Origin of the sequence: Streptomyces sp. NPDC050560 (genome assembly GCF_044457285.1) — a bacterium.
In the GTDB taxonomy this organism is placed as follows: Bacteria; Actinomycetota; Actinomycetes; order Streptomycetales; family Streptomycetaceae; genus Streptomyces.
This window is the reverse complement of sequence record NZ_JBITGT010000002.1, coordinates 216,422-232,882: the sequence shown is the minus strand read 5'-3', so window position 1 is coordinate 232,882 and position 16,461 is coordinate 216,422. Positions and strand designations below refer to the sequence as shown.

Annotated in this window: 21 protein-coding genes, 1 tRNA gene and 1 riboswitch; of the genes, 18 read left to right on the top strand and 4 right to left on the bottom strand. The window is 73.8% G+C overall.

Going from position 1 to position 16,461, the window contains the following annotated elements; all coding sequences use genetic code 11:
• The first annotated feature begins 55 nt into the window (after positions 1-55).
• The gene (locus tag ACIBIW_RS05755; protein ID WP_399332329.1) at positions 56-895 is read left to right on the top strand and encodes a PP2C family protein-serine/threonine phosphatase; all 840 of its coding nucleotides are present in this window, start codon (positions 56-58) and stop codon (positions 893-895) included.
• 95 nt (positions 896-990) lie between these two features.
• Here the strand turns inward: ACIBIW_RS05755 and ACIBIW_RS05750 are convergent, their stop codons facing one another.
• Positions 991-1,791 (bottom strand): CbtA family protein, encoded by an 801-nt coding sequence (locus tag ACIBIW_RS05750; RefSeq protein WP_399332328.1) that lies wholly within the window; start codon positions 1,789-1,791, stop codon positions 991-993.
• Positions 1,792-1,802: 11 nt separating this feature from the next.
• Positions 1,803-2,039 carry a CbtB domain-containing protein gene (locus tag ACIBIW_RS05745; protein ID WP_399332326.1) on the bottom strand — a complete coding sequence of 79 codons (237 nt, stop codon included), beginning with the start codon at positions 2,037-2,039 and terminating at the stop codon, positions 1,803-1,805.
• Between the two features lie 36 nt (positions 2,040-2,075).
• A riboswitch (cobalamin riboswitch) is annotated at positions 2,076-2,201 on the bottom strand.
• A gap of 100 nt (positions 2,202-2,301) precedes the next feature.
• Between ACIBIW_RS05745 and ACIBIW_RS05740 the strand changes: the two genes are divergently transcribed.
• From ACIBIW_RS05740 to ACIBIW_RS05725, 4 genes are all read left to right on the top strand, one after another.
• On the top strand, positions 2,302-2,859 hold the full coding sequence (locus ACIBIW_RS05740) for a histidine phosphatase family protein (RefSeq protein WP_399332324.1): 558 nt from the start codon (positions 2,302-2,304) through the stop codon (positions 2,857-2,859).
• A 110-nt stretch (positions 2,860-2,969) separates the two neighbouring features.
• The gene (locus ACIBIW_RS05735; RefSeq protein ID WP_399332322.1) at positions 2,970-3,734 is read left to right on the top strand and encodes a class I SAM-dependent methyltransferase; all 765 of its coding nucleotides are present in this window, start codon (positions 2,970-2,972) and stop codon (positions 3,732-3,734) included.
• Positions 3,735-3,918: 184 nt separating this feature from the next.
• The gene (locus tag ACIBIW_RS05730) at positions 3,919-4,215 is read left to right on the top strand and encodes a type II toxin-antitoxin system VapB family antitoxin (RefSeq protein WP_003999914.1); all 297 of its coding nucleotides are present in this window, start codon (positions 3,919-3,921) and stop codon (positions 4,213-4,215) included.
• Positions 4,216-4,350: 135 nt separating this feature from the next.
• Positions 4,351-5,022, top strand: a complete 672-nt coding sequence (locus ACIBIW_RS05725) for a LytR C-terminal domain-containing protein (protein WP_399332320.1) — start codon at positions 4,351-4,353, stop codon at positions 5,020-5,022.
• 57 nt (positions 5,023-5,079) lie between these two features.
• On the opposite strand, the gene upp is transcribed toward ACIBIW_RS05725, so the two are convergent.
• On the bottom strand, positions 5,080-5,715 hold the full coding sequence (gene upp, locus ACIBIW_RS05720; RefSeq protein ID WP_399332319.1) for a uracil phosphoribosyltransferase: 636 nt from the start codon (positions 5,713-5,715) through the stop codon (positions 5,080-5,082).
• Positions 5,716-5,816: 101 nt separating this feature from the next.
• On the opposite strand from upp, the gene ACIBIW_RS05715 reads away from it, so the two are divergent.
• The 10 genes from ACIBIW_RS05715 to ACIBIW_RS05670 all read left to right on the top strand — a co-directional run bounded on the left by ACIBIW_RS05715 (position 5,817) and on the right by ACIBIW_RS05670 (position 13,697).
• The gene (locus tag ACIBIW_RS05715; protein WP_399332317.1) at positions 5,817-5,999 is read left to right on the top strand and encodes a hypothetical protein; all 183 of its coding nucleotides are present in this window, start codon (positions 5,817-5,819) and stop codon (positions 5,997-5,999) included.
• A 272-nt stretch (positions 6,000-6,271) separates the two neighbouring features.
• The gene (locus ACIBIW_RS05710) at positions 6,272-6,820 is read left to right on the top strand and encodes a hypothetical protein (RefSeq protein ID WP_399332315.1); all 549 of its coding nucleotides are present in this window, start codon (positions 6,272-6,274) and stop codon (positions 6,818-6,820) included.
• Positions 6,821-6,834: 14 nt separating this feature from the next.
• Positions 6,835-7,362 carry a tRNA adenosine(34) deaminase TadA gene (gene tadA / locus ACIBIW_RS05705; RefSeq protein ID WP_399332314.1) on the top strand — a complete coding sequence of 176 codons (528 nt, stop codon included), beginning with the start codon at positions 6,835-6,837 and terminating at the stop codon, positions 7,360-7,362.
• A 66-nt stretch (positions 7,363-7,428) separates the two neighbouring features.
• A tRNA-Ser gene (locus ACIBIW_RS05700) sits at positions 7,429-7,513 on the top strand.
• Positions 7,514-7,706: 193 nt separating this feature from the next.
• Positions 7,707-8,372 carry a TetR/AcrR family transcriptional regulator gene (locus ACIBIW_RS05695; protein WP_399332312.1) on the top strand — a complete coding sequence of 222 codons (666 nt, stop codon included), beginning with the start codon at positions 7,707-7,709 and terminating at the stop codon, positions 8,370-8,372.
• Between the two features lie 215 nt (positions 8,373-8,587).
• Complete coding sequence (locus ACIBIW_RS05690; protein WP_399332310.1) at positions 8,588-8,788, top strand: ferredoxin; 201 nt, start codon at positions 8,588-8,590, stop codon at positions 8,786-8,788.
• Positions 8,785-9,978 carry an NAD(P)/FAD-dependent oxidoreductase gene (locus ACIBIW_RS05685; RefSeq protein ID WP_399332308.1) on the top strand — a complete coding sequence of 398 codons (1,194 nt, stop codon included), beginning with the start codon at positions 8,785-8,787 and terminating at the stop codon, positions 9,976-9,978. The genes ACIBIW_RS05690 and ACIBIW_RS05685 overlap by 4 nt, the downstream gene beginning before the upstream one ends.
• Before the next feature lie 58 nt (positions 9,979-10,036).
• The gene (locus ACIBIW_RS05680) at positions 10,037-11,263 is read left to right on the top strand and encodes a cytochrome P450 (protein ID WP_399332306.1); all 1,227 of its coding nucleotides are present in this window, start codon (positions 10,037-10,039) and stop codon (positions 11,261-11,263) included.
• Between the two features lie 106 nt (positions 11,264-11,369).
• Positions 11,370-12,314, top strand: a complete 945-nt coding sequence (sigJ, locus tag ACIBIW_RS05675) for an RNA polymerase sigma factor SigJ (protein WP_399332304.1) — start codon at positions 11,370-11,372, stop codon at positions 12,312-12,314.
• A gap of 108 nt (positions 12,315-12,422) precedes the next feature.
• The gene (locus ACIBIW_RS05670) at positions 12,423-13,697 is read left to right on the top strand and encodes an NAD(P)/FAD-dependent oxidoreductase (protein WP_399332301.1); all 1,275 of its coding nucleotides are present in this window, start codon (positions 12,423-12,425) and stop codon (positions 13,695-13,697) included.
• Between the two features lie 17 nt (positions 13,698-13,714).
• Here ACIBIW_RS05670 and ACIBIW_RS05665 read toward each other — a convergent pair whose 3' ends face one another.
• The gene (locus ACIBIW_RS05665) at positions 13,715-13,990 is read right to left on the bottom strand and encodes a hypothetical protein (RefSeq protein ID WP_399332299.1); all 276 of its coding nucleotides are present in this window, start codon (positions 13,988-13,990) and stop codon (positions 13,715-13,717) included.
• A gap of 388 nt (positions 13,991-14,378) precedes the next feature.
• On the opposite strand from ACIBIW_RS05665, the gene ACIBIW_RS05660 reads away from it, so the two are divergent.
• The 3 genes from ACIBIW_RS05660 to ACIBIW_RS05650 all read left to right on the top strand — a co-directional run bounded on the left by ACIBIW_RS05660 (position 14,379) and on the right by ACIBIW_RS05650 (position 16,273).
• Positions 14,379-14,549, top strand: coding sequence for a hypothetical protein (locus ACIBIW_RS05660; protein WP_399332969.1), 171 nt, complete (start codon positions 14,379-14,381; stop codon positions 14,547-14,549).
• An 86-nt stretch (positions 14,550-14,635) separates the two neighbouring features.
• Positions 14,636-14,929, top strand: a complete 294-nt coding sequence (locus tag ACIBIW_RS05655; protein ID WP_399332921.1) for a Dabb family protein — start codon at positions 14,636-14,638, stop codon at positions 14,927-14,929.
• Positions 14,930-15,331: 402 nt separating this feature from the next.
• Positions 15,332-16,273: an RNA polymerase sigma factor SigF gene (locus tag ACIBIW_RS05650; RefSeq protein WP_399332297.1), complete on the top strand. Its 942-nt coding sequence runs from the start codon at positions 15,332-15,334 to the stop codon at positions 16,271-16,273.
• The last annotated feature ends 188 nt before the right edge of the window (positions 16,274-16,461 follow it).

Below are 16,461 nucleotides of genomic sequence, written 5' to 3'. Positions count from 1 at the left end.
CGTCCCCCCGCAGGAACCGGGGCCCGCGGGCCCCGGGTGAGCTTCGGAGCGGCCCATGCCCTGGCGACGCCGTCGCACAGGTTCGGCGAGCGCCGACGACCTGCTGAGCCGTCTCGACAGCCTGACGGCCCAGGCGAGGGAGCGCGTCGAGTTCCAGCAGGCCCGGGTGGAGCTGGCGGAGGCACTCCAGAACGTGATGCTGCCCAGCGAGCTGCCCGCCGCCCCCGGGCTGCGCACCGCGGCCCGCTACACCCCCGCGCGGCACGGCCTGGACATCGGCGGCGACTGGTTCGACGGCTTCCCGATGGCGGACGACAGCTACGCCTTCTCCATCGGGGACGTCCAGGGCCACGACGTGGAGGCCGCCGCCTTCATGGGGCAGGTGCGGATCGTGCTGCGTGCGGTGGCGACCGCGGTCACCGACCCGGGGGAGATCCTGTCCCGGGCGAACGACCTGCTGCACACGGTCGGCCTGGAACTCTTCGCGACATGCAGTTTCTTCCGTTTCGACCCGGTCGGCTGGGAGCTGCTGGGGGCCAGGGCCGGGCATGTTCCGTCGGTGTGGGCGACGGTCGACGGCCGCTCGGGGATCGCGGAGGACGAGGGCGGGCTGCCGCTGGGTGTGATGGCGGGCGCGCGGTACCCGGTGACCCGGCACCGGCTGACGGCCGCGGGGGCGTTCGTCCTGGTCACGGACGGGGTGGTGGAGGGCCCCTCGTATCCCCTTGAGGAAGGTCTCGAACGGGTGCGCGGCGTGGTGGGCTGCCATCCGGACGCGGACCCCGACGACCTCGCGGGCGCGGTGATGCGCATGGCCGAGTCCGTCGGCCACGCCGACGACGCGGCGGTCCTGGTACTACGGCACGACGCGGCCCCGGCACGCAGGGCGGCTTAGAACCACGGCGCGTACCGGCACCGGCACCCGTCCGCGCATACCGGCACCGGTCCGCGCGGGGCGGCGCCCTCCCCCGCACGGCAGGGCGCCCCGCCTCACCCCGCCGCCCTCCCCTCCGCCGCCTCGACGCGCCCCGCGCCCTCGGCACCCGCGGGGGCCGCCGCGCCGCCGTGGGCCGTGTCGGGGTCGGCGGGCCGCAGCAGCCGGTCCGCGAGCGTGGCGAAGACGAGGCCGAAACCGGCCCACATCACGAGCTGGATGGCGAGCGCCGCCACCCGGAACCGCCACAGCAGCATCGCCGGGAAGTCGGAGGGCACCTCGTTCACCGACGGCAGGAACGCGTACGCGAGGCCGACGAGGACCACGAAGCCCGCCCCCGCCGCCAGCGTCGCGTACCAGGCGCCGAGCCGCGGCGCGAGCCGCCTGCCGACGGCCACGGAGCCCAGCGCGAGCAGCACGCCGAGCAGCATCATCAGGAAGTAGAGCGCGGTGCGCCTGCCGATCGTGCCGGGGTCGCCGACCGACGGCGGGTTGGCGGGGTACTTCAGGAACGGCACCAGGTAGACCGCGGTGAAACCGGCCCCGGCGACCAGCAGCGCGGTCGCCCGCGGCCCGAAGCGGCCGAGCCTGCCGAGCGCGAAGCAGTACGCGAGGGCCGCGATCCCGCCGAAGGCGACCCCGTAGACCAGGACGCCGGTGGCGAGCCCGGCGGTGGACTGGAGGGAGCGGCTGACGACCTCCATCCCGTGTTCGTGGGAGTGCGCGTCCTCGAAGGCGATCGCGGAGTCGACCCGCGGCTCACCCAGGAGGTACGCGACGACGAAGGCGAGCACACCCGCGGCGAGCCCCGCGAGCATCCCGCGCACCAGAAGCTTTCCGACGGCGGTGGAGTTCACCCTTCCCCCGCTCAGTGGCAGGGGAAGCCGAGCAGATGCCGGCCGTCGTGCACCCACTCGTGGATGTCGGTGCCGGAGAAGAGTGAGGTGGCGCCCTGCTCGGCGCCGACGAAGTAGAGCAGTACGAGCATCAGTACGCCGACGAAGACGGCCCAGGGCAGTATCGCCCTGACGGGGAGCCGCAGCGGCGGGTTGTCCTCGGCGGGGGTGGCCCGGCCGGTGGCCGGAGGGGCGTACGACTGCGCCATGATGAGACCTCCTGCGGGGAACTCGCGTCCCGATAGGTGGAGCCTTGGCGTGACGACGGGTCTGGCTCGCCCGGCCTTGGCCGGGCATACAGTGGCGCGACCGCCCCGGTCTCGCACCGGGTTCCGTCGTGACGCGCGAATATCACCGGAACCGTACCTCCCGCCCGCGACCCGGCCAAGACCGCCTCACCCGCGGCCATCCCCGGTGGGAGGCCCCCGAATCCGGTGAATCCGGGCCGCTTTGGGCAAGGAAGGCCCCGCGTTGACCACCCGTGTGACCCTCGTCTCCGCCGCCGCGAGCACCGCGCTCGCCACCGCCGCCTTCGAGGACGGCCACCCCCTCACCCCGGAGGGCCGCGCCGCCGCAGAGCGCGCCGCGTGCCGTCTGCCGGCGGCCGGGCGCGCGGCGGCCTCCGGCACCGTGCGCTGCGCCGAGACGGCCGCCGCCCTCGGTCTTGAGGCCGCCCCACTGCCCGCGCTCGCGGGCCGCGACGTGGGCGCCTGGCGGGGCAGGACCCTCGACGCGCTCGCCGCCGCGGAGCCCGCCGCCGTGTCCTGTTGGCTCGCCGAGCCCGGCTTCGCGCCGCCGGGCGGCGAGCCGCTGACCGCGCTGTGCGCCCGGGTCTCCGGCTGGCTCGCGGGCCTGCCGACGGGGCGGGCGCTCGCCGTCGTCGAGCCCGACGTGGTACGGGCCGCCCTCGTGACGGCGCTCGAACTGCCCGCCGCCGCCTTCTGGCGCCTGGACGTGCGCCCCCTGACGGCGACCGTGCTCACCGGCCGCGAGGGCCGCTGGAACGCGCTGGTCGGCAGCCCCCTCTGACACCGCGTCGGCCCCGGTCACCGCCCGCGCCGCGGCCCTCCCCTGGACCCTCCGCGCGGGCGCGATATTCGCGCGCCGCCCCGCGCCACGGCATGCCAGGCTTGCGGCCCATGCGTTCCTTTGACGAACTGGTCGCGGAGGCCGACGAGGTCTCCGTCGACGGCTGGGACTTCTCCTGGCTCGACGGGCGTGCCACCGAGCAGCGGCCGTCCTGGGGCTACCAGCGGCTGATGGGCGAGCGGCTCGCGCGGGTGCGCTCGGCGCTCGACATCCAGACCGGCGGCGGCGAGGTGCTCGCGGGCGTCCCGCACCTGCCCCCGCTGATGGCCGCCACCGAGTCCTGGCCGCCCAACCTCGCCCGCGCCACGGCGCTGCTGCACCCCAGGGGCGCGGTGGTGGTGGCGGACTCCGACGAGCCGCCGCTGCCCTTCGCCGACGGCGCCTTCGAGCTGGTGACGAGCCGCCATCCGGTACGCGTGTGGTGGCGGGAGGTCGCCCGGGTGCTGCGCCCCGGGGGCACCTACCTGTCCCAGCAGGTGGGCCCCGGCAGCGTCGGGGAGCTGACGGAGTACTTCTGGGGCCCCCAGCCCGCGCCGGAGGAGATGCCGCGCAGGCCGCAGGCGGCGCGCGCGGAGGCCGAGGAGGCCGGGCTCGACGTCGTCGACCTGCGGTACGAGCGGCTGCGCATGGAGTTCTGCGACATCGGCGCCGTCGTCTACTTCCTGCGCAAGGTGATCTGGATCGTCCCCGAGTTCAGCGTCGCCCGCCACCACGGCCTGCTGCGCCGGCTCGACGCCGCCATCCGCGCCGAGGGGCCCTTCGTCGCGCACTCCACGCGCTTCCTCATCGAGGCCAGGAAACCCGCCGGAACCTGAGCGAGGAAAAAACGCTTCACCCGTTCGGGGGATAGCCGTCCGGGTGCATCACCCAACGACCGTTCCCAGGCCCGGCACCGCCTCACACCCCACGCCCGTTTCACCCGTAATAATGCAACTTTTCCCCGGGCGTCGCTGGCGCGCGCGGCTGCGCCCGGAGAGCCGGGACCGGTAGGCTTTCCGTGTGATCTTCAAGCGCATCGGAAACGGGCGGCCGTACCCCGACCACGGCCGGGAGAGCACCCGGCAGTGGGCGGATGTCGCGCCGCGCCCGGTCCGCCTCGATCAACTCGTGACGACCAAGGGGCAGCTCGACCTGGAGACCCTGCTCGCCGAGGACTCGACCTTCTACGGCGACCTCTTCGCGCATGTCGTGAAGTGGCAGGGCGACCTCTATCTGGAGGACGGCCTGCACCGCGCCGTGCGCGCCGCGCTCCAGCAGCGCCAGGTGCTCCACGCGCGCGTACTCGAACTGGACTGAGCACCCCCCGCGAAGGCGCGGGCACGGCCGTGCGTACGACCGGGTGGCGCGCACCGTGACCCAATCGGGTAAGACCTCACGTCATACGATGATCATCCGGTATGCATGTCCGCTGTACCGCACTACGCTGCGGACATGAGCATGCTCACTCCCCCCGGCATGGGCGGCAAGTACCGCGTCACGGGGAACACCTACCCCCGGATGAGGCGCGGTCGCAGGCGCGGCAGGATCGTGCTCTCCGTGGTGGCGACCGCCGTCGTGGTGGGTTTGGTCGGCTGGGGGAGCCTGCAACTCGTCGACGTGTTCTCCGGCGGCGGCAAGGACTCCGCGGTGGCCGGCTGCGCAGGCACCGGGACACGCACCGCGGCGGGCCGGGGCACGGCGGGGGCCGGCACGTCCGCGGCGGCCCGCCCGGTGGGGCCGCTGCCGAAGCCCGGCCGGATCACCGTCAACGTCCTCAACGCGACCCCGCGCAGCGGCCTCGCGCAGAAGACCGCGGACGCGCTGGAGAAGCGCGGCTTCAAGATCGGCGACGTCGGCAACGCGACCGCCAAGTACGACAAGAAGGTGAAGGGCACCGGGGTGCTCATCGGCGGCAAGAGCGCCGAGGGCAAGGCGCTCTCCGTGCTCGGCGTCCAGGTGAAGGGGGCCCCACCCGTCACCGACACCCGCAAGGGCGGGGACGTCGACCTGGTGATCGGCGACAAGTTCGACGGCCTGGTGGCCGGCGCCGAGGCCAAGAAGGACCTGGCCGCCCTCACCACCCCCGAGCCGAGCCCGTCCCCCTCGACCGCCGGACACTGCTGACACGGCGCGCCGCCCGCTCCCCGATACGCCGCACCCCGCGGCCCGCCCGGCCGCGGTCTACTCCGCCGCCCCGTACAGCCGGTCGCCCGCGTCGCCGAGGCCCGGGACGATGTAGCCGTTCTCGTTCAGCCGCTCGTCCACGGAGGCCGTCACCACCGTGACCGGCGCCCCCGCCAGCTCACGCTCCATGACGGCCACGCCCTCGGGGGCGGCGAGCAGCACCACCGCGGTGACGTCGTCGGCGCCGCGCCGTATCAGCTCCTTGATGGCCGCCACCAGCGTGCCGCCGGTCGCCAGCATCGGGTCGAGCACGTACACCTGCCGCCCCGACAGGTCCTCCGCCATGCGCGTCGCGTACGTGGACGCCTCAAGGGTCTCCTCGTTGCGGACCATGCCGAGGAAGCCCACCTCCGTGGTGGGCAGCAGCCGCAGCATGCCGTCGAGCATGCCGAGCCCGGCCCGCAGGATCGGCACCACGAGCGGCCGCGGATACGACAGCTTCACCCCGGTCGTGGGCGCCACGGGCGTCACCACCTCCACCGGCTCCACCCTGACGTCCCGCGTCACCTCGTACGCGAGCAGGGTGACCAGCTCGTCCGCGAGGCGGCGGAACGTCGCCGAGTCCGTACGCCGATCGCGCAGCGTGGTGAGCTTGTGAGCGACCAGCGGATGGTCGACGACATGGAGACGCATGCGCCCAGGTTAACCGCGCCCCCTCGGGCCCCTGACGCCACTGTGGCCGCATCAAACCGCCGGGGAGCGGGAAGGTGGAGTGACTACGGGGGTGAGGGCCCATGGCTGACGGAGACGGCGAGCGGAGCCACCGCGAGCAGGAGCGGGAACGGCGCAGGCGGCGCGCGGAGTTCCTGTGGGAGCTGGGGGAGGCCAGGGAGCTGCGGGCGCGGGTGCGGCCGCGCCGCGCGCGGGCGGCCCGGCTGCGGCAGGCCGCGGTCCGTATGCGAACCTTCCGTTGGTAGCCGCACCCAGGTCCGCGCGGTCCTGGCGCGAACGGTGGATTGCGCGGGTGACCCCGGGCAGCCGAGCCGCGGGCCACCCGCGGAGTTGACCCGTGCGGGTGCCCGGAGAACGAACCTGGCGAAAACAAGAGCGGACACAGCGGGCGGAAGACCTCTCCTGAAGCCGTTCTTTCTGCCACGATTCCGATGGGGCGGGTCACGGCACTCCAGCACCGCCCCGCAGCCGCCGGGGGGACCACCAACCGGCACGCCTAACCAGTGGGAGAGTCACGGTGTACTTCGCCGCACTGCTCGCGCGCACCGAAGACGGGTGGGAAGCGAGCGACACAGAGCTCGACGATGTGGAGACCCTGTCGGATCTCACGGACCTCGCCCGGGAGGCTTCTCCCGACGAGGACACCGTTCTCGTGTTCATCGAGCAGGAGGACGCCTGGTTCGGCGTCGTCCGGGTGGACGGCGAGGACGACCCCCGGATCTTCGTGTCGGACGCGGCCGCGGCCGCACGCAGCTCGTACGGGGAGATCCTGCTCACCGACGAACTGCTCGGCCGGGAGCCGGGTACCGACGACGACACGCCGGACCTGGACGCCCTCGACCTCGACGGCACCGAGGACGGCGAGCCGGCCGGGGCGGACGGCGGCGGCGCCGAACCCGACACCCCGGACGACGACGCGGTGCCCGCGGGCCCCGTCGGCGACTTCGGGATTCTGACGGACCTCGGCGTCGACGAGAAGGACCTGCTCGCCCTCGACAGCGACGACGCCCTCAGCGACATCGCCGAGACCCTCGGCGCCGCGGAAGTACTGGAAACCGTCCGATAGCCGCCGCCCCACCCGTGCCGGGCGAACCGCGGGACCCGCGGCCCGCGCCGGAACCCGACCCGGTGCGCGACCCCTGGCACGAGGCGATGCGCCACGCCCTGGCGCTGGCGGGTGAGGCAGCGGAGGCGGGGGACGTACCCGTGGGCGCCGTCGTCCTCTCCCCCACGGGACGGCCCCTCGCCTCGGGGCGCAACGAACGCGAGGCCACCGCCGACCCCACCGCGCACGCCGAGGTCGTCGCCCTGCGCAGGGCGGCGGCCGGTCTCGGCGGCTGGCGGCTGACCGGCTGCACCCTCGTCGTCACCCTCGAACCGTGCACGATGTGCGCGGGCGCCGTCGTCCAGTCCCGCGTCGACCGCCTGGTGTACGGGGCCGTCGACGCCAAGGCCGGCGCGGTCGGCTCACTGTGGGACGTGGTGCGCGACCGGCGGCTCAACCACCGCCCCGAGGTCATCGCGGGCGTCCTCGCCGACGAGTCGGCCCGCCTCCTCTCCGCGTTCTTCCGCACCCACCGCGAGCGGCCCCCCGGCCCCCCGCACTGACCGCGCACTGACCCCGCACCGCAAAGGATTTCGGGGCACGCCCCCCGGTGGGCTAGGATCTCTCCCGGTAGCGTGTCCGAGCGGCCGAAGGAGCTCGCCTCGAAAGCGAGTGTGGGGAAACTCACCGAGGGTTCAAATCCCTCCGCTACCGCTCTCACACCCCCCTGACCGCGGTGACGCGCGTCAGGGGGGTGTTCTGCGTGCGCCCCAACTCCCGCCGGTGCACGGGGCCGGGGCGGCGAGACGCCAGGGCCGGGGCCCGAAGGCCGGAGATTGCGCTGGCAACCGGCCGTCCCTACAATTAAGTCAGTTGATTGAGCCACTTGGTGAGGGGTCACGGCACCATGGTGAACGGCACCGCCCGTGGGGCGGAGACACGGAGCGGCCGCGGGGCCGGCACCCGCGAGGCGATCATGGCCGCGGCCGAGCGGCTGTACGCCGAGCACGGCCTGTCCGCGGTCTCCAACCGGCAGATCGCGGAGGCGGCGGGCCAGGGCAACACCACCGTGGTGAGCTACCACTTCGGCAGCAAACCCGCCCTCGTACGCTCCCTGATGACCAGGCACGACACGATGATCGACGCCATCAGACAGCGCCATGTGGCGGCCGTCGGCGAGGGCGGCGACGTGCGGGACTGGGTGTGGTGCATGGTCCGCCCGGTGACCGAGCACCTGGACGCGCTCGGGGTGCCGTCGTGGCTGGCGCGCTGCGCGGAACAGGTACTGGCCGACCCGCTGCTGCGCGCCCTCGTCACCGACGAGTCGCTCACCCGCGACAGCCTCTGGCGGACCCTGCGCGGCCTGAGCAGATGCCTCGGTCCCACGGTGCCCGCCGCGGTGCGCCGCGAACGCGGCGACATGGTCCGCCATCTGATCATCCACACCTGCGCCGAGCAGGAACGGGCGCTGGCCGACGGCACGGCGAGACCTGGCGCCTCGTGGCAGCGCACGGCCGAGTCCCTTGAGGACGCGCTCGTGGGGCTCCTGACCGCACCCACCACCAGGGGGTAACGCCCGGCCCCGCCCCTTCGCCCCGGCCCCCTTCGCGTGGGCCCACGCGGCGGACTCCGTCCCCAACTGGCCGCCATACGACCGGCATCGCCCGACTGCGCGGCCCGGCCCCCACCGCCCCCATGCCCGACCGACCGCGGCCGTCCCGGGGGCGCGGCCGTCGGTCCCCCTTGCCCTGTTCCAAGCCCTGTTCCGACGAACGACGAAGGAGACCCGTGAAGATCGCTGTGGAGGAAGACAAGTGCTGCGGGGCCGGCCAGTGCGTGCTGATCGCACCGGAGGTCTTCGACCAGCGCGACGACGACGGCATCGTCGTCCTGCTCGACGCCGCCCCGCCGCAGGACCTGCACGAGCAGGTGCGCGAGGCCGCCGCCGTCTGCCCCGGCGCCTGCATCCACCTGGCGGAGAACGCGTGAGCCCGGTGGGCCGCGTCCTGGTGGTCGGGGCGGCGGCCGCGGGGCTCGCGACGGCCGAGGCCCTGCGCCGCAAGGGCTACCGCGGCGCCCTCACCCTGCTCGGCGGGGAGCCGGAACCGCCGTACGACCGCCCCCCGTTGTCGAAGCAGGTGCTGAGCGGGGCGTGGGAGCCCGAGCGCGCCCGGCTGCGCGCCGCGGACGACCTGGCGGCGCTCGACGCCGAGTGGGTACTCGGCGACCCGGCCACCGGCCTCGACGCCGGGCGGCGCGAGGTCACGACGGCGGCCGGGCGGACGCTCCGCGCCGACGCGGTCGTCGTCGCGACCGGCCTCACGGCCAGGACCCTGCCCGCCCAGCACGGCGTCGGCGGCACCCACGTGGTCAGAACCCTTGCCGACGCGGTCGCGCTGCGGTCCGAACTGCTCTCGTCGAGACGCCTCGTGGTCATCGGTGATGGTGTCCTGGGCGCGGAGACCGCGGCCACCGCCCGCCTGCTGGGCCTCGACGTGGCCCTCGTGGGGCCGCAGCAGGCCCCCATGACCGACCAGCTCGGCCCCCTGGTCGCCGGGCACCTCGCCGGACTCCACCGCGGGCACGGCGTCGCGCTGCACTGCGGGGTGCTGCTCGACGCCCTGCACACCCGCGAGGGCAGGGTGACGGGGCTCCGGCTGAGCGACGGCACGGAGTTGGCGGCGGACGTCGTGGTCACCGCGGTCGGCTGCGCGCCCGCCACCGGCTGGCTCGAAGGCAGCGGCCTCGTACTCGACGACGGTGTCGTGTGCGACGCGTACTGCCGCGCCGCCCCCGGGGTGTGGGCGGTGGGCGACGTGGCCCGCTGGCACCACGCGGGGCTCGGCCGCCCGCTCCGGCTGGAGAACAGGACCAACGCGTCGGAGCAGGCGCTCGCGGTCGCCTCGGACATCCTCGGCGAGGGCGTGCCGTACACCCCGGTGCCGTACTTCTGGACCGACCAGTTCGACGTGAAGCTCCAGGTCCACGGGGTCGTGTCCGGCGGCTCCCGGGCCGAGGTCGTGGAGGGCGATCCGGCCGGCGGACGCTTCGTGGTCCGCCACGAGGGCCCGCGGGGGCCCGAGTGCGTCCTCGGCTGGAACATGCCCAAGCAGACCCGGCTCCAGCGCGCCCACCTGGTCGCCCCGTACACCCGCCCCCGGCAGCCCGCCGCGCCGTAGAACCGACCAGGCTCCCCCCTCCCGGCCGTACGGCCCTCCACCCCCCAGGAGTTCAGTGATGACCCCCCAGAGCGACATCGACGAGACCCTTCCCGCGTTCCCCGCGCCCCGCTCGGCGGCGTGCCCCTTCGCGCCCTCCCCCGAGCTGCGCGCCCTCGCCGAGCGCGGGCCCGTCACCCGGGTGCGCTCCTGGGGCGGCTCGACGCCGTGGGCCGTGACCGGCCACGCGGAGCAGAAGGAACTGCTCTCCGACCCCCGCCTCAGCGTCGACTTCGCCGCCCCCAACTTCCCCAGCCCCATCGACCCCGCGCACAGCCACGGCGGCGGGGGCGACCTCAGCTTCGTCGGCATGGACGACCCCGAGCACGCCCGGCTGCGCCGCATGGTCAGCGGTACGTTCACCATCAAGCGGGTCGAGGCGATGCGCCCCATGGTCCAGCGCATCACGGACGACTTCATCGACCGCATGCTCGAAGGACCCAAACCTGCCGACCTCGTCCAGGCGCTGGCGCTGCCCCTGCCGTCCATGGTGATCTCCGAGATGCTCGGGGTGCCCTACGACGACCACGAGTTCTTCCAGGCCAACAGCAAGCTGCTGGTCTCCGCCACCGCCGGGGCGGCCGAGCGCGGCGCGGCGCACGCGGCGCTCTCCGGCTACCTGGACGACCTGGTCACCCAGAAGACCGCGAAGCCCGCCGACGACCTGGTCTCCAAGCTCGCCGCGCGGGTGAGGACGGGCGAGCTGACCGCCCGCGAGGCCGCCAACATGGGCGTACTGCTGCTGCTCGGCGGCCACGAGACCACCGCCAACATGATCAGCCTGGGCACCCTGGCCCTGTTGCAGCACCCCGAGCAGTTGGCGGCCGTCCGCGAGACCGACGACCCGCGGGTCGTCGTGGACGCGGTGGAGGAACTGCTGCGCTATCTGACGATCGTGCACCTGGGCCGCCGCCGCACCGCGCTGGAGGACATCGAGGTCGCGGGGCACACCATCCCCGCGGGCGACGGGGTCATCCTGCTCGGCGAGCTGGCCAACCGCGACCCCGGGGTGTTCGCCGACCCCGACCGCCTCGACATCACCCGCAACGCCCGCAGGCACCAGGCGTTCGGCGGCGGCACCCACCACTGCGTGGGCCAGCCACTGGCCCGGATGGAACTCCAGGTCCTCTACCCGACCCTCCTGCGCCGCGTCCCCACACTGCGCGCGGCGATCCCCCTGGAGGACGTGAAGTTCAAGTACGACGCGGTGATCTACGGCCTGCACGAGCTTCCCGTCACCTGGTGAGGGCGGGGGAGGGGGCCGGGGCGGGCGCCGGGGGCGGGCGCCCGCCACACGCCGGGCGTCCCGGGGCCGGGCCCCGCCCCCGCACCGCGGCGGCTACTATCCGCCCATGTCCCTGCCCCGGAGCGACGTGGACCTGTTCGAGGCCGCCAGGCCCCGTCTTGAGGCCATCGCGTACCGCGTCCTCGGCTCCGCCGCCGAGGCTGAGGACGCCGTGCAGGAGACGTTCATCCGCTGGCAGGCCGCCGACGTCGAGCGCATCGAGGTCCCCGAGGCGTGGCTGACGAAGGTCCTCACCAACCTCTGCCTCAACCAGCTCGCCTCGGCCCGCGCCCGCCGCGAGACCTACGTCGGGCAGTGGCTCCCTGAACCGCTGCTCGCCGGTGACCCCATGCTCGGCCCCGCCGACACCGCACAGCAGCGCGAGTCGGTCTCGTACGCCGTCCTCATCCTGCTGGAGCGCCTCTCCCCCAACGAGCGGGCGGTGTACGTGCTGCGGGAGGCGTTCGACTACCCGCACCGCGAGATCGCGGACATCCTCGACATCACGGAGGCCGCCAGCCAGCAGCTCCTCCACCGGGCAAGGAAGCACCTCGCGGACGGCAGGGCGCGCACCGAGATCGACGAGGCCGCGGCCCGGCGGATCGTCGGGGAGTTCCTTGCCGCCGCCACCAGCGGCCGTACCGACTCGCTCGTACGGATGCTCACCGACGACGCCGTCACCGTCGGGGACGGCGGTGGGAAGATCCCGGCCCGCGCGAAGCCTTTCGAGGGCGCCGTCGCGGTCGCGAAGTTCCTGCGCGGCCTGTTCACCCCCGGCAAGGCCAAGCGCGACCTCGCGGGCGGCTCGCCCGAGATCCACGCCGCCCTCGCCAACGGCGGCCCCGCCGTCGTGGCGGTCGTCGAAGGCCGGGTCGTCGGCGTCATGTGCCTTGAGGTCACCGAGCACGGCATCGCCGCCTGCCGCAACCAGGTCAACCCCGACAAGCTCGGCCGCGCCACCCGCCAGTGGGCGGCCACCGACCACGGGGAACCCCTGCTCCGCGCCTTCTGAGCCCGGTGTGAGGTGCTTCACACCGGGCCCCTGTCAGGAAACGGCGGGCCGCCCGGTTCAGGGGGCGAGCCCGCTCAGGGCGGGAGCGCTCAAGACAGGAGCAAGGAGATGCAGCACCGCATCGTTGTTCTCGGGGCCGGATACGCCGGGGCCTCCGCCGCGGGACGCCTCGCCAGGCGGCTGCGCGGCGAGGACGTCGCCATCACCCTCGTCAACGCCGAGCCGGACTTCGTCGAGCGGGTCAGGATGCACCAGTTGGCGGTCGGGCAGCGGCTCAGCCCGAGGCCACTGGCCGGGATGTTCGCCGGCACCGGCGTCGAGCTGAAACTCGCCCGCGTGACGGGGATCGACGTCGAGGCGAAGCGCGTCGCCCTCCTCGCCACCGACACCCACGGCGACCCCACTGACACCACCGGCACCACCGGCACCACCGGCACCACCGAGGAGCTGCCGTACGACACGCTCGTGTACGCCCTCGGCAGCGGCTGGAACAGCCACGGCGTCCCGGGCGTCGCCGAGCACGCCCACGACGTCGCGGGCCGTCCGGGGGCGCTGCGGCTGCGGGAGCGGCTGGCCGGTCTTGCGGCCGGGGCGCCGGTCCTCGTGGTCGGCGGCGGCCTCACCGGGCTGGAGAGCGCGGCCGAGATCGCCGAGGCGAGGCCCGACCTCGACGTGACCCTCGCCGCCCGCGGCGAACTCGGCGACTGGCTCGCGGACAGGGGCCGCGGGCATCTGCGGAAGGTCTTCGACAGGCTCGGCGTCACCGTGCGCGAGCACACCGCCGTCACCGCGGTCGGGGCCGACCACGTCACCACCGCAGACGGCGCGTCGGTCCCGGCCGCGGTCACCGTGTGGACGACGGGCTTCGCCACCCACCCGATCGCACGGGCCACCGCCCTCGAAGTCGCCGACAACGGCCAGATCGTGGTCGACGGGACCATGCGCTCGGTCTCCCACCCCGACGTGTACGCCGTCGGTGACGCCGCGCTCGCCAAGGGGCCCGGCGGCGGGGCGCTGCGGATGTCGTGCGCCTCGGGCGTCCCCACCGCCTGGCAGGCGGCCGACTCCGTCGCGGCCCGCCTCTGTGGCACCAAGCTGCCGCACGTGCCGCTGCGCTACTTCAACCAGTGCGTCTCGCTCGGCCGCAAGGACGGTCTGATCCAGTACGTCACCGCCGACGACCGCGCGGTACGCGCCGCCCTCAGGGGACGGCCCGCCGCCCTCTACAAGGAGTTGGTCTGCAAGAGCGCGGCCTGGGGCGTGGCCAACCCGACCTTCGGCATCCCGACCCGCCGCCGCCCCGTGGCCCCGCGGCAGGACCGGACGCAGGCGGGGGCGGCCGGGGCCACCGACACCACCGGGACGGCCGAGAGCGCGGCCTGACGCCCGGACACCGGAGTTCACACGTACGAGGCAGCGGTGGACGCCGTGGCCGAAGGAGAGGTGCCCGCGGGCTTCGCGGTCGAGGTCGAGCCGGTCGGGGCGGTGGCCCGGCGGAAGGTGGCGACGCTGACCGGGGCGTCGTAGCGCAGGGATTCGCCGAGGGCGCCCGGAATCCTCTCCGGCGCCTCCCTGAGCCGGCGCAGGGCGTCCGGGTGCCTGTCCGGGTGCCTGAGGAGGGCGAGCAGGGCGTTGCCGATGAAGCCGGTCGTGGCCGTCCTGCCCGTCGCGGCCACCGGACCCCTCGCGACCGCCCGGCCCGTCGCCGAAGAACCGGCCCGCGACCACGACGTGACGTCCCGTCATTCCCGCTCCCGCTCCCTGCCTTTGCGCCCCTTCCCTCCCCTCGCGCCCCTCCGCACGCCGTCTCCCGCCTTCCCTCACGCTCCCTCCTCCGCCTACTCGGCCACCGGCGCCTTCGGACGCGGAAGGGGGCGGGATAGACTCACCCGGCGCAGCGGGCCCCGTGGGTCAGCAGGGTCCCGCGGCACCCAGAAGTCACAGCCGACACAGAAGTCACAGCCGACACAGCCGACGCCGATGACACGGTCGACGCTGACGACACCGACACCGGGACGCCGGGAGAGCCGGGACCGAGAGACCGCGGGCAGGGGAGGCCGGGCCGTGCAGTGGGTGAAGATCTTGATGTTCATCGTGATCGTCTTCGCGCTCTATGTGATCATCACGGACCCGGCCAAAGCGGCCGACTACGTCCAGGTAGGGTTCGAGGCCATATCGAGCGCGGCGCACTCCATAGGCGACTTCTTCACCTGGGCCGCCCACGGCGGGCACTGAGCCGCCACCGGCCCCCGCGCCCGGCTCCACGGCAGGCCCCGCACGACCGGCCCGCGACCGGCGCCATGAACGACAGGGAGCACGCGATGATCCGCCACCTGGTCCTCTTCAAGCTCAACGACGGCGTCACCCGCGACGATCCCCGTGTCACCGAGGGCGTCGAGGCGTTCAGGGCGCTCGGCGGGCAGATCCCCGAGCTGACCGGCTGGGAAGCCGAGTGGAACATCAGCGACCGGCCCATCGCGCAGGACTTCGCCATCAACGCCACCGTCGAGGACGCCGCCGCGCTGCGCCGCTACCTCGACCACCCCGCCCACCAGGCCGGAGTCGCCCTCTGGCGCGCCTTCGCCACCTGGGTGATGGCCGACTACGAGATCTGACCCCGCGTCGCCACCGCCCCCGCGCCGCCCCGACGCCGCCCCCAGGCCCCCGCCGCCCGCCTCACGGGCCGGGGGCCCACGTGTGTCGGCGCACGGACGCGGGACTGCCGACATCCCGGCACGGGCCCTGCGCAGGCCGTGCTCGCCCCGCCCGCGGGCCCCGTTCACCGCCTCCGCCCCGGCCCCGTCCGAGCCCCCAACACGGTGCTATCGGGTACTTGCACACAGTGCACATGTCTTGTGATGCTATGACCGCTTTTGACGGATGAGTTAAACGGTGCTGAGCGGTTCCTTATCAGTCCCGGCGCGTTCCGCCCGATGCCGTATCCGCGGGTTCCGGCGAGCACCCGGCCGGGACCGCCACGGGCGCCGTACGGCGGCCCGGGAGTGCCGACAGAAGGGGTGGCGTTGACCTTGCAGGCCAGTACTGCGCCTACGGCACCGCATCACGCGCCCGCGCCCCCCGGCGACGACCGGCAGGCGCCCGAGGCCCCCGAGCCCCCGGAGGACCCTCCCGCGGCCCCGGAGGCGCCCCCGGCGGACGACGAGGAGGCAGCCAGGACCGCCCCCGCGCCCAGGAGCAGGGGCGCCGACACCCGCGCGCTCACCCAGGTGCTCTTCGGCCGCCTCAAGGACCTCACGCCCGGCAGCCCCGAGCACACCCGGGTGCGCGGCGCGCTCATCGAGGCGAACCTGCCCCTCGTGCGGTACGCCGCCGCGCGCTTCCGCACCCGCAACGAGCCCATGGAGGACGTGGTCCAGGTCGGCACCATCGGCCTGATCAACGCCATCGACCGGTTCGACCCGGAGCGCGGGGTGCAGTTCCCGACCTTCGCCATGCCCACCGTCGTCGGCGAGATCAAGCGCTACTTCAGGGACAACGTCCGCACCGTGCACGTGCCGCGGCGCCTCCACGAGCTGTGGGTCCAGGTCAACGGCGCCACCGAGGACCTGACCACGGCCTTCGGCCGCTCGCCCAGCACCGCGGAGATCGCGGAGCGGCTGCGGATCACCGAGGAGGAGGTCCTGGCCTGCATCGAGGCAGGCCGCTCGTACCACGCGACCTCGCTGGAGGCGGCCCAGGAGGGCGACGGCCTGCCGGGGCTGCTCGACCGGCTCGGCTACGAGGACCCGGCCCTCGACGGCGTGGAGCACCGCGACCTCGTACGCCACCTCCTCGTCCAGCTCCCCGAGCGGGAGCAGCGCATCCTGCTGCTGCGCTACTACAGCAATCTGACGCAGTCCCAGATCAGCGCGGAACTCGGCGTCTCGCAGATGCACGTCTCCCGGCTGCTCGCCCGCAGCTTTGCTCGACTGAGGTCCGCAAACAGGATCGAGGCGTAGTCTCAAAGGGCGGAAGGGTTACCGGAGCTTTACCGGAACATCCCCCCGGAGAAAGCCCCATGAGTGACTATCAGCGGACAAACCGACCCGCTGGATGTCGACATGTCACTACAGCGCGTTGCCGACATGTGACATTCTGCTGGAACAGCGTTTGCCGGGGCCTTCGCTCCGGTATTCAGGTGGAGGCA

What these genes read in the sequence shown, in the direction of transcription:
- ACIBIW_RS05755 (WP_399332329.1), top strand. Translation starts at nt 56, where the DNA reads ATGCCCTGGCGACGCCGTCGCACAGGTTCGGCGAGCGCCGACGACCTG.
- ACIBIW_RS05745 (WP_399332326.1), bottom strand. Translation starts at nt 2,039, where the DNA reads ATGGCGCAGTCGTACGCCCCTCCGGCCACCGGCCGGGCCACCCCCGCC.
- ACIBIW_RS05735 (WP_399332322.1), top strand. Translation starts at nt 2,970, where the DNA reads ATGCGTTCCTTTGACGAACTGGTCGCGGAGGCCGACGAGGTCTCCGTC.
- ACIBIW_RS05725 (WP_399332320.1), top strand. Translation starts at nt 4,351, where the DNA reads ATGAGCATGCTCACTCCCCCCGGCATGGGCGGCAAGTACCGCGTCACG.
- upp (WP_399332319.1), bottom strand. Translation starts at nt 5,715, where the DNA reads ATGCGTCTCCATGTCGTCGACCATCCGCTGGTCGCTCACAAGCTCACC.
- ACIBIW_RS05715 (WP_399332317.1), top strand. Translation starts at nt 5,817, where the DNA reads ATGGCTGACGGAGACGGCGAGCGGAGCCACCGCGAGCAGGAGCGGGAA.
- ACIBIW_RS05695 (WP_399332312.1), top strand. Translation starts at nt 7,707, where the DNA reads ATGGTGAACGGCACCGCCCGTGGGGCGGAGACACGGAGCGGCCGCGGG.
- ACIBIW_RS05680 (WP_399332306.1), top strand. Translation starts at nt 10,037, where the DNA reads ATGACCCCCCAGAGCGACATCGACGAGACCCTTCCCGCGTTCCCCGCG.
- sigJ (WP_399332304.1), top strand. Translation starts at nt 11,370, where the DNA reads ATGTCCCTGCCCCGGAGCGACGTGGACCTGTTCGAGGCCGCCAGGCCC.
- ACIBIW_RS05670 (WP_399332301.1), top strand. Translation starts at nt 12,423, where the DNA reads ATGCAGCACCGCATCGTTGTTCTCGGGGCCGGATACGCCGGGGCCTCC.
- ACIBIW_RS05655 (WP_399332921.1), top strand. Translation starts at nt 14,636, where the DNA reads ATGATCCGCCACCTGGTCCTCTTCAAGCTCAACGACGGCGTCACCCGC.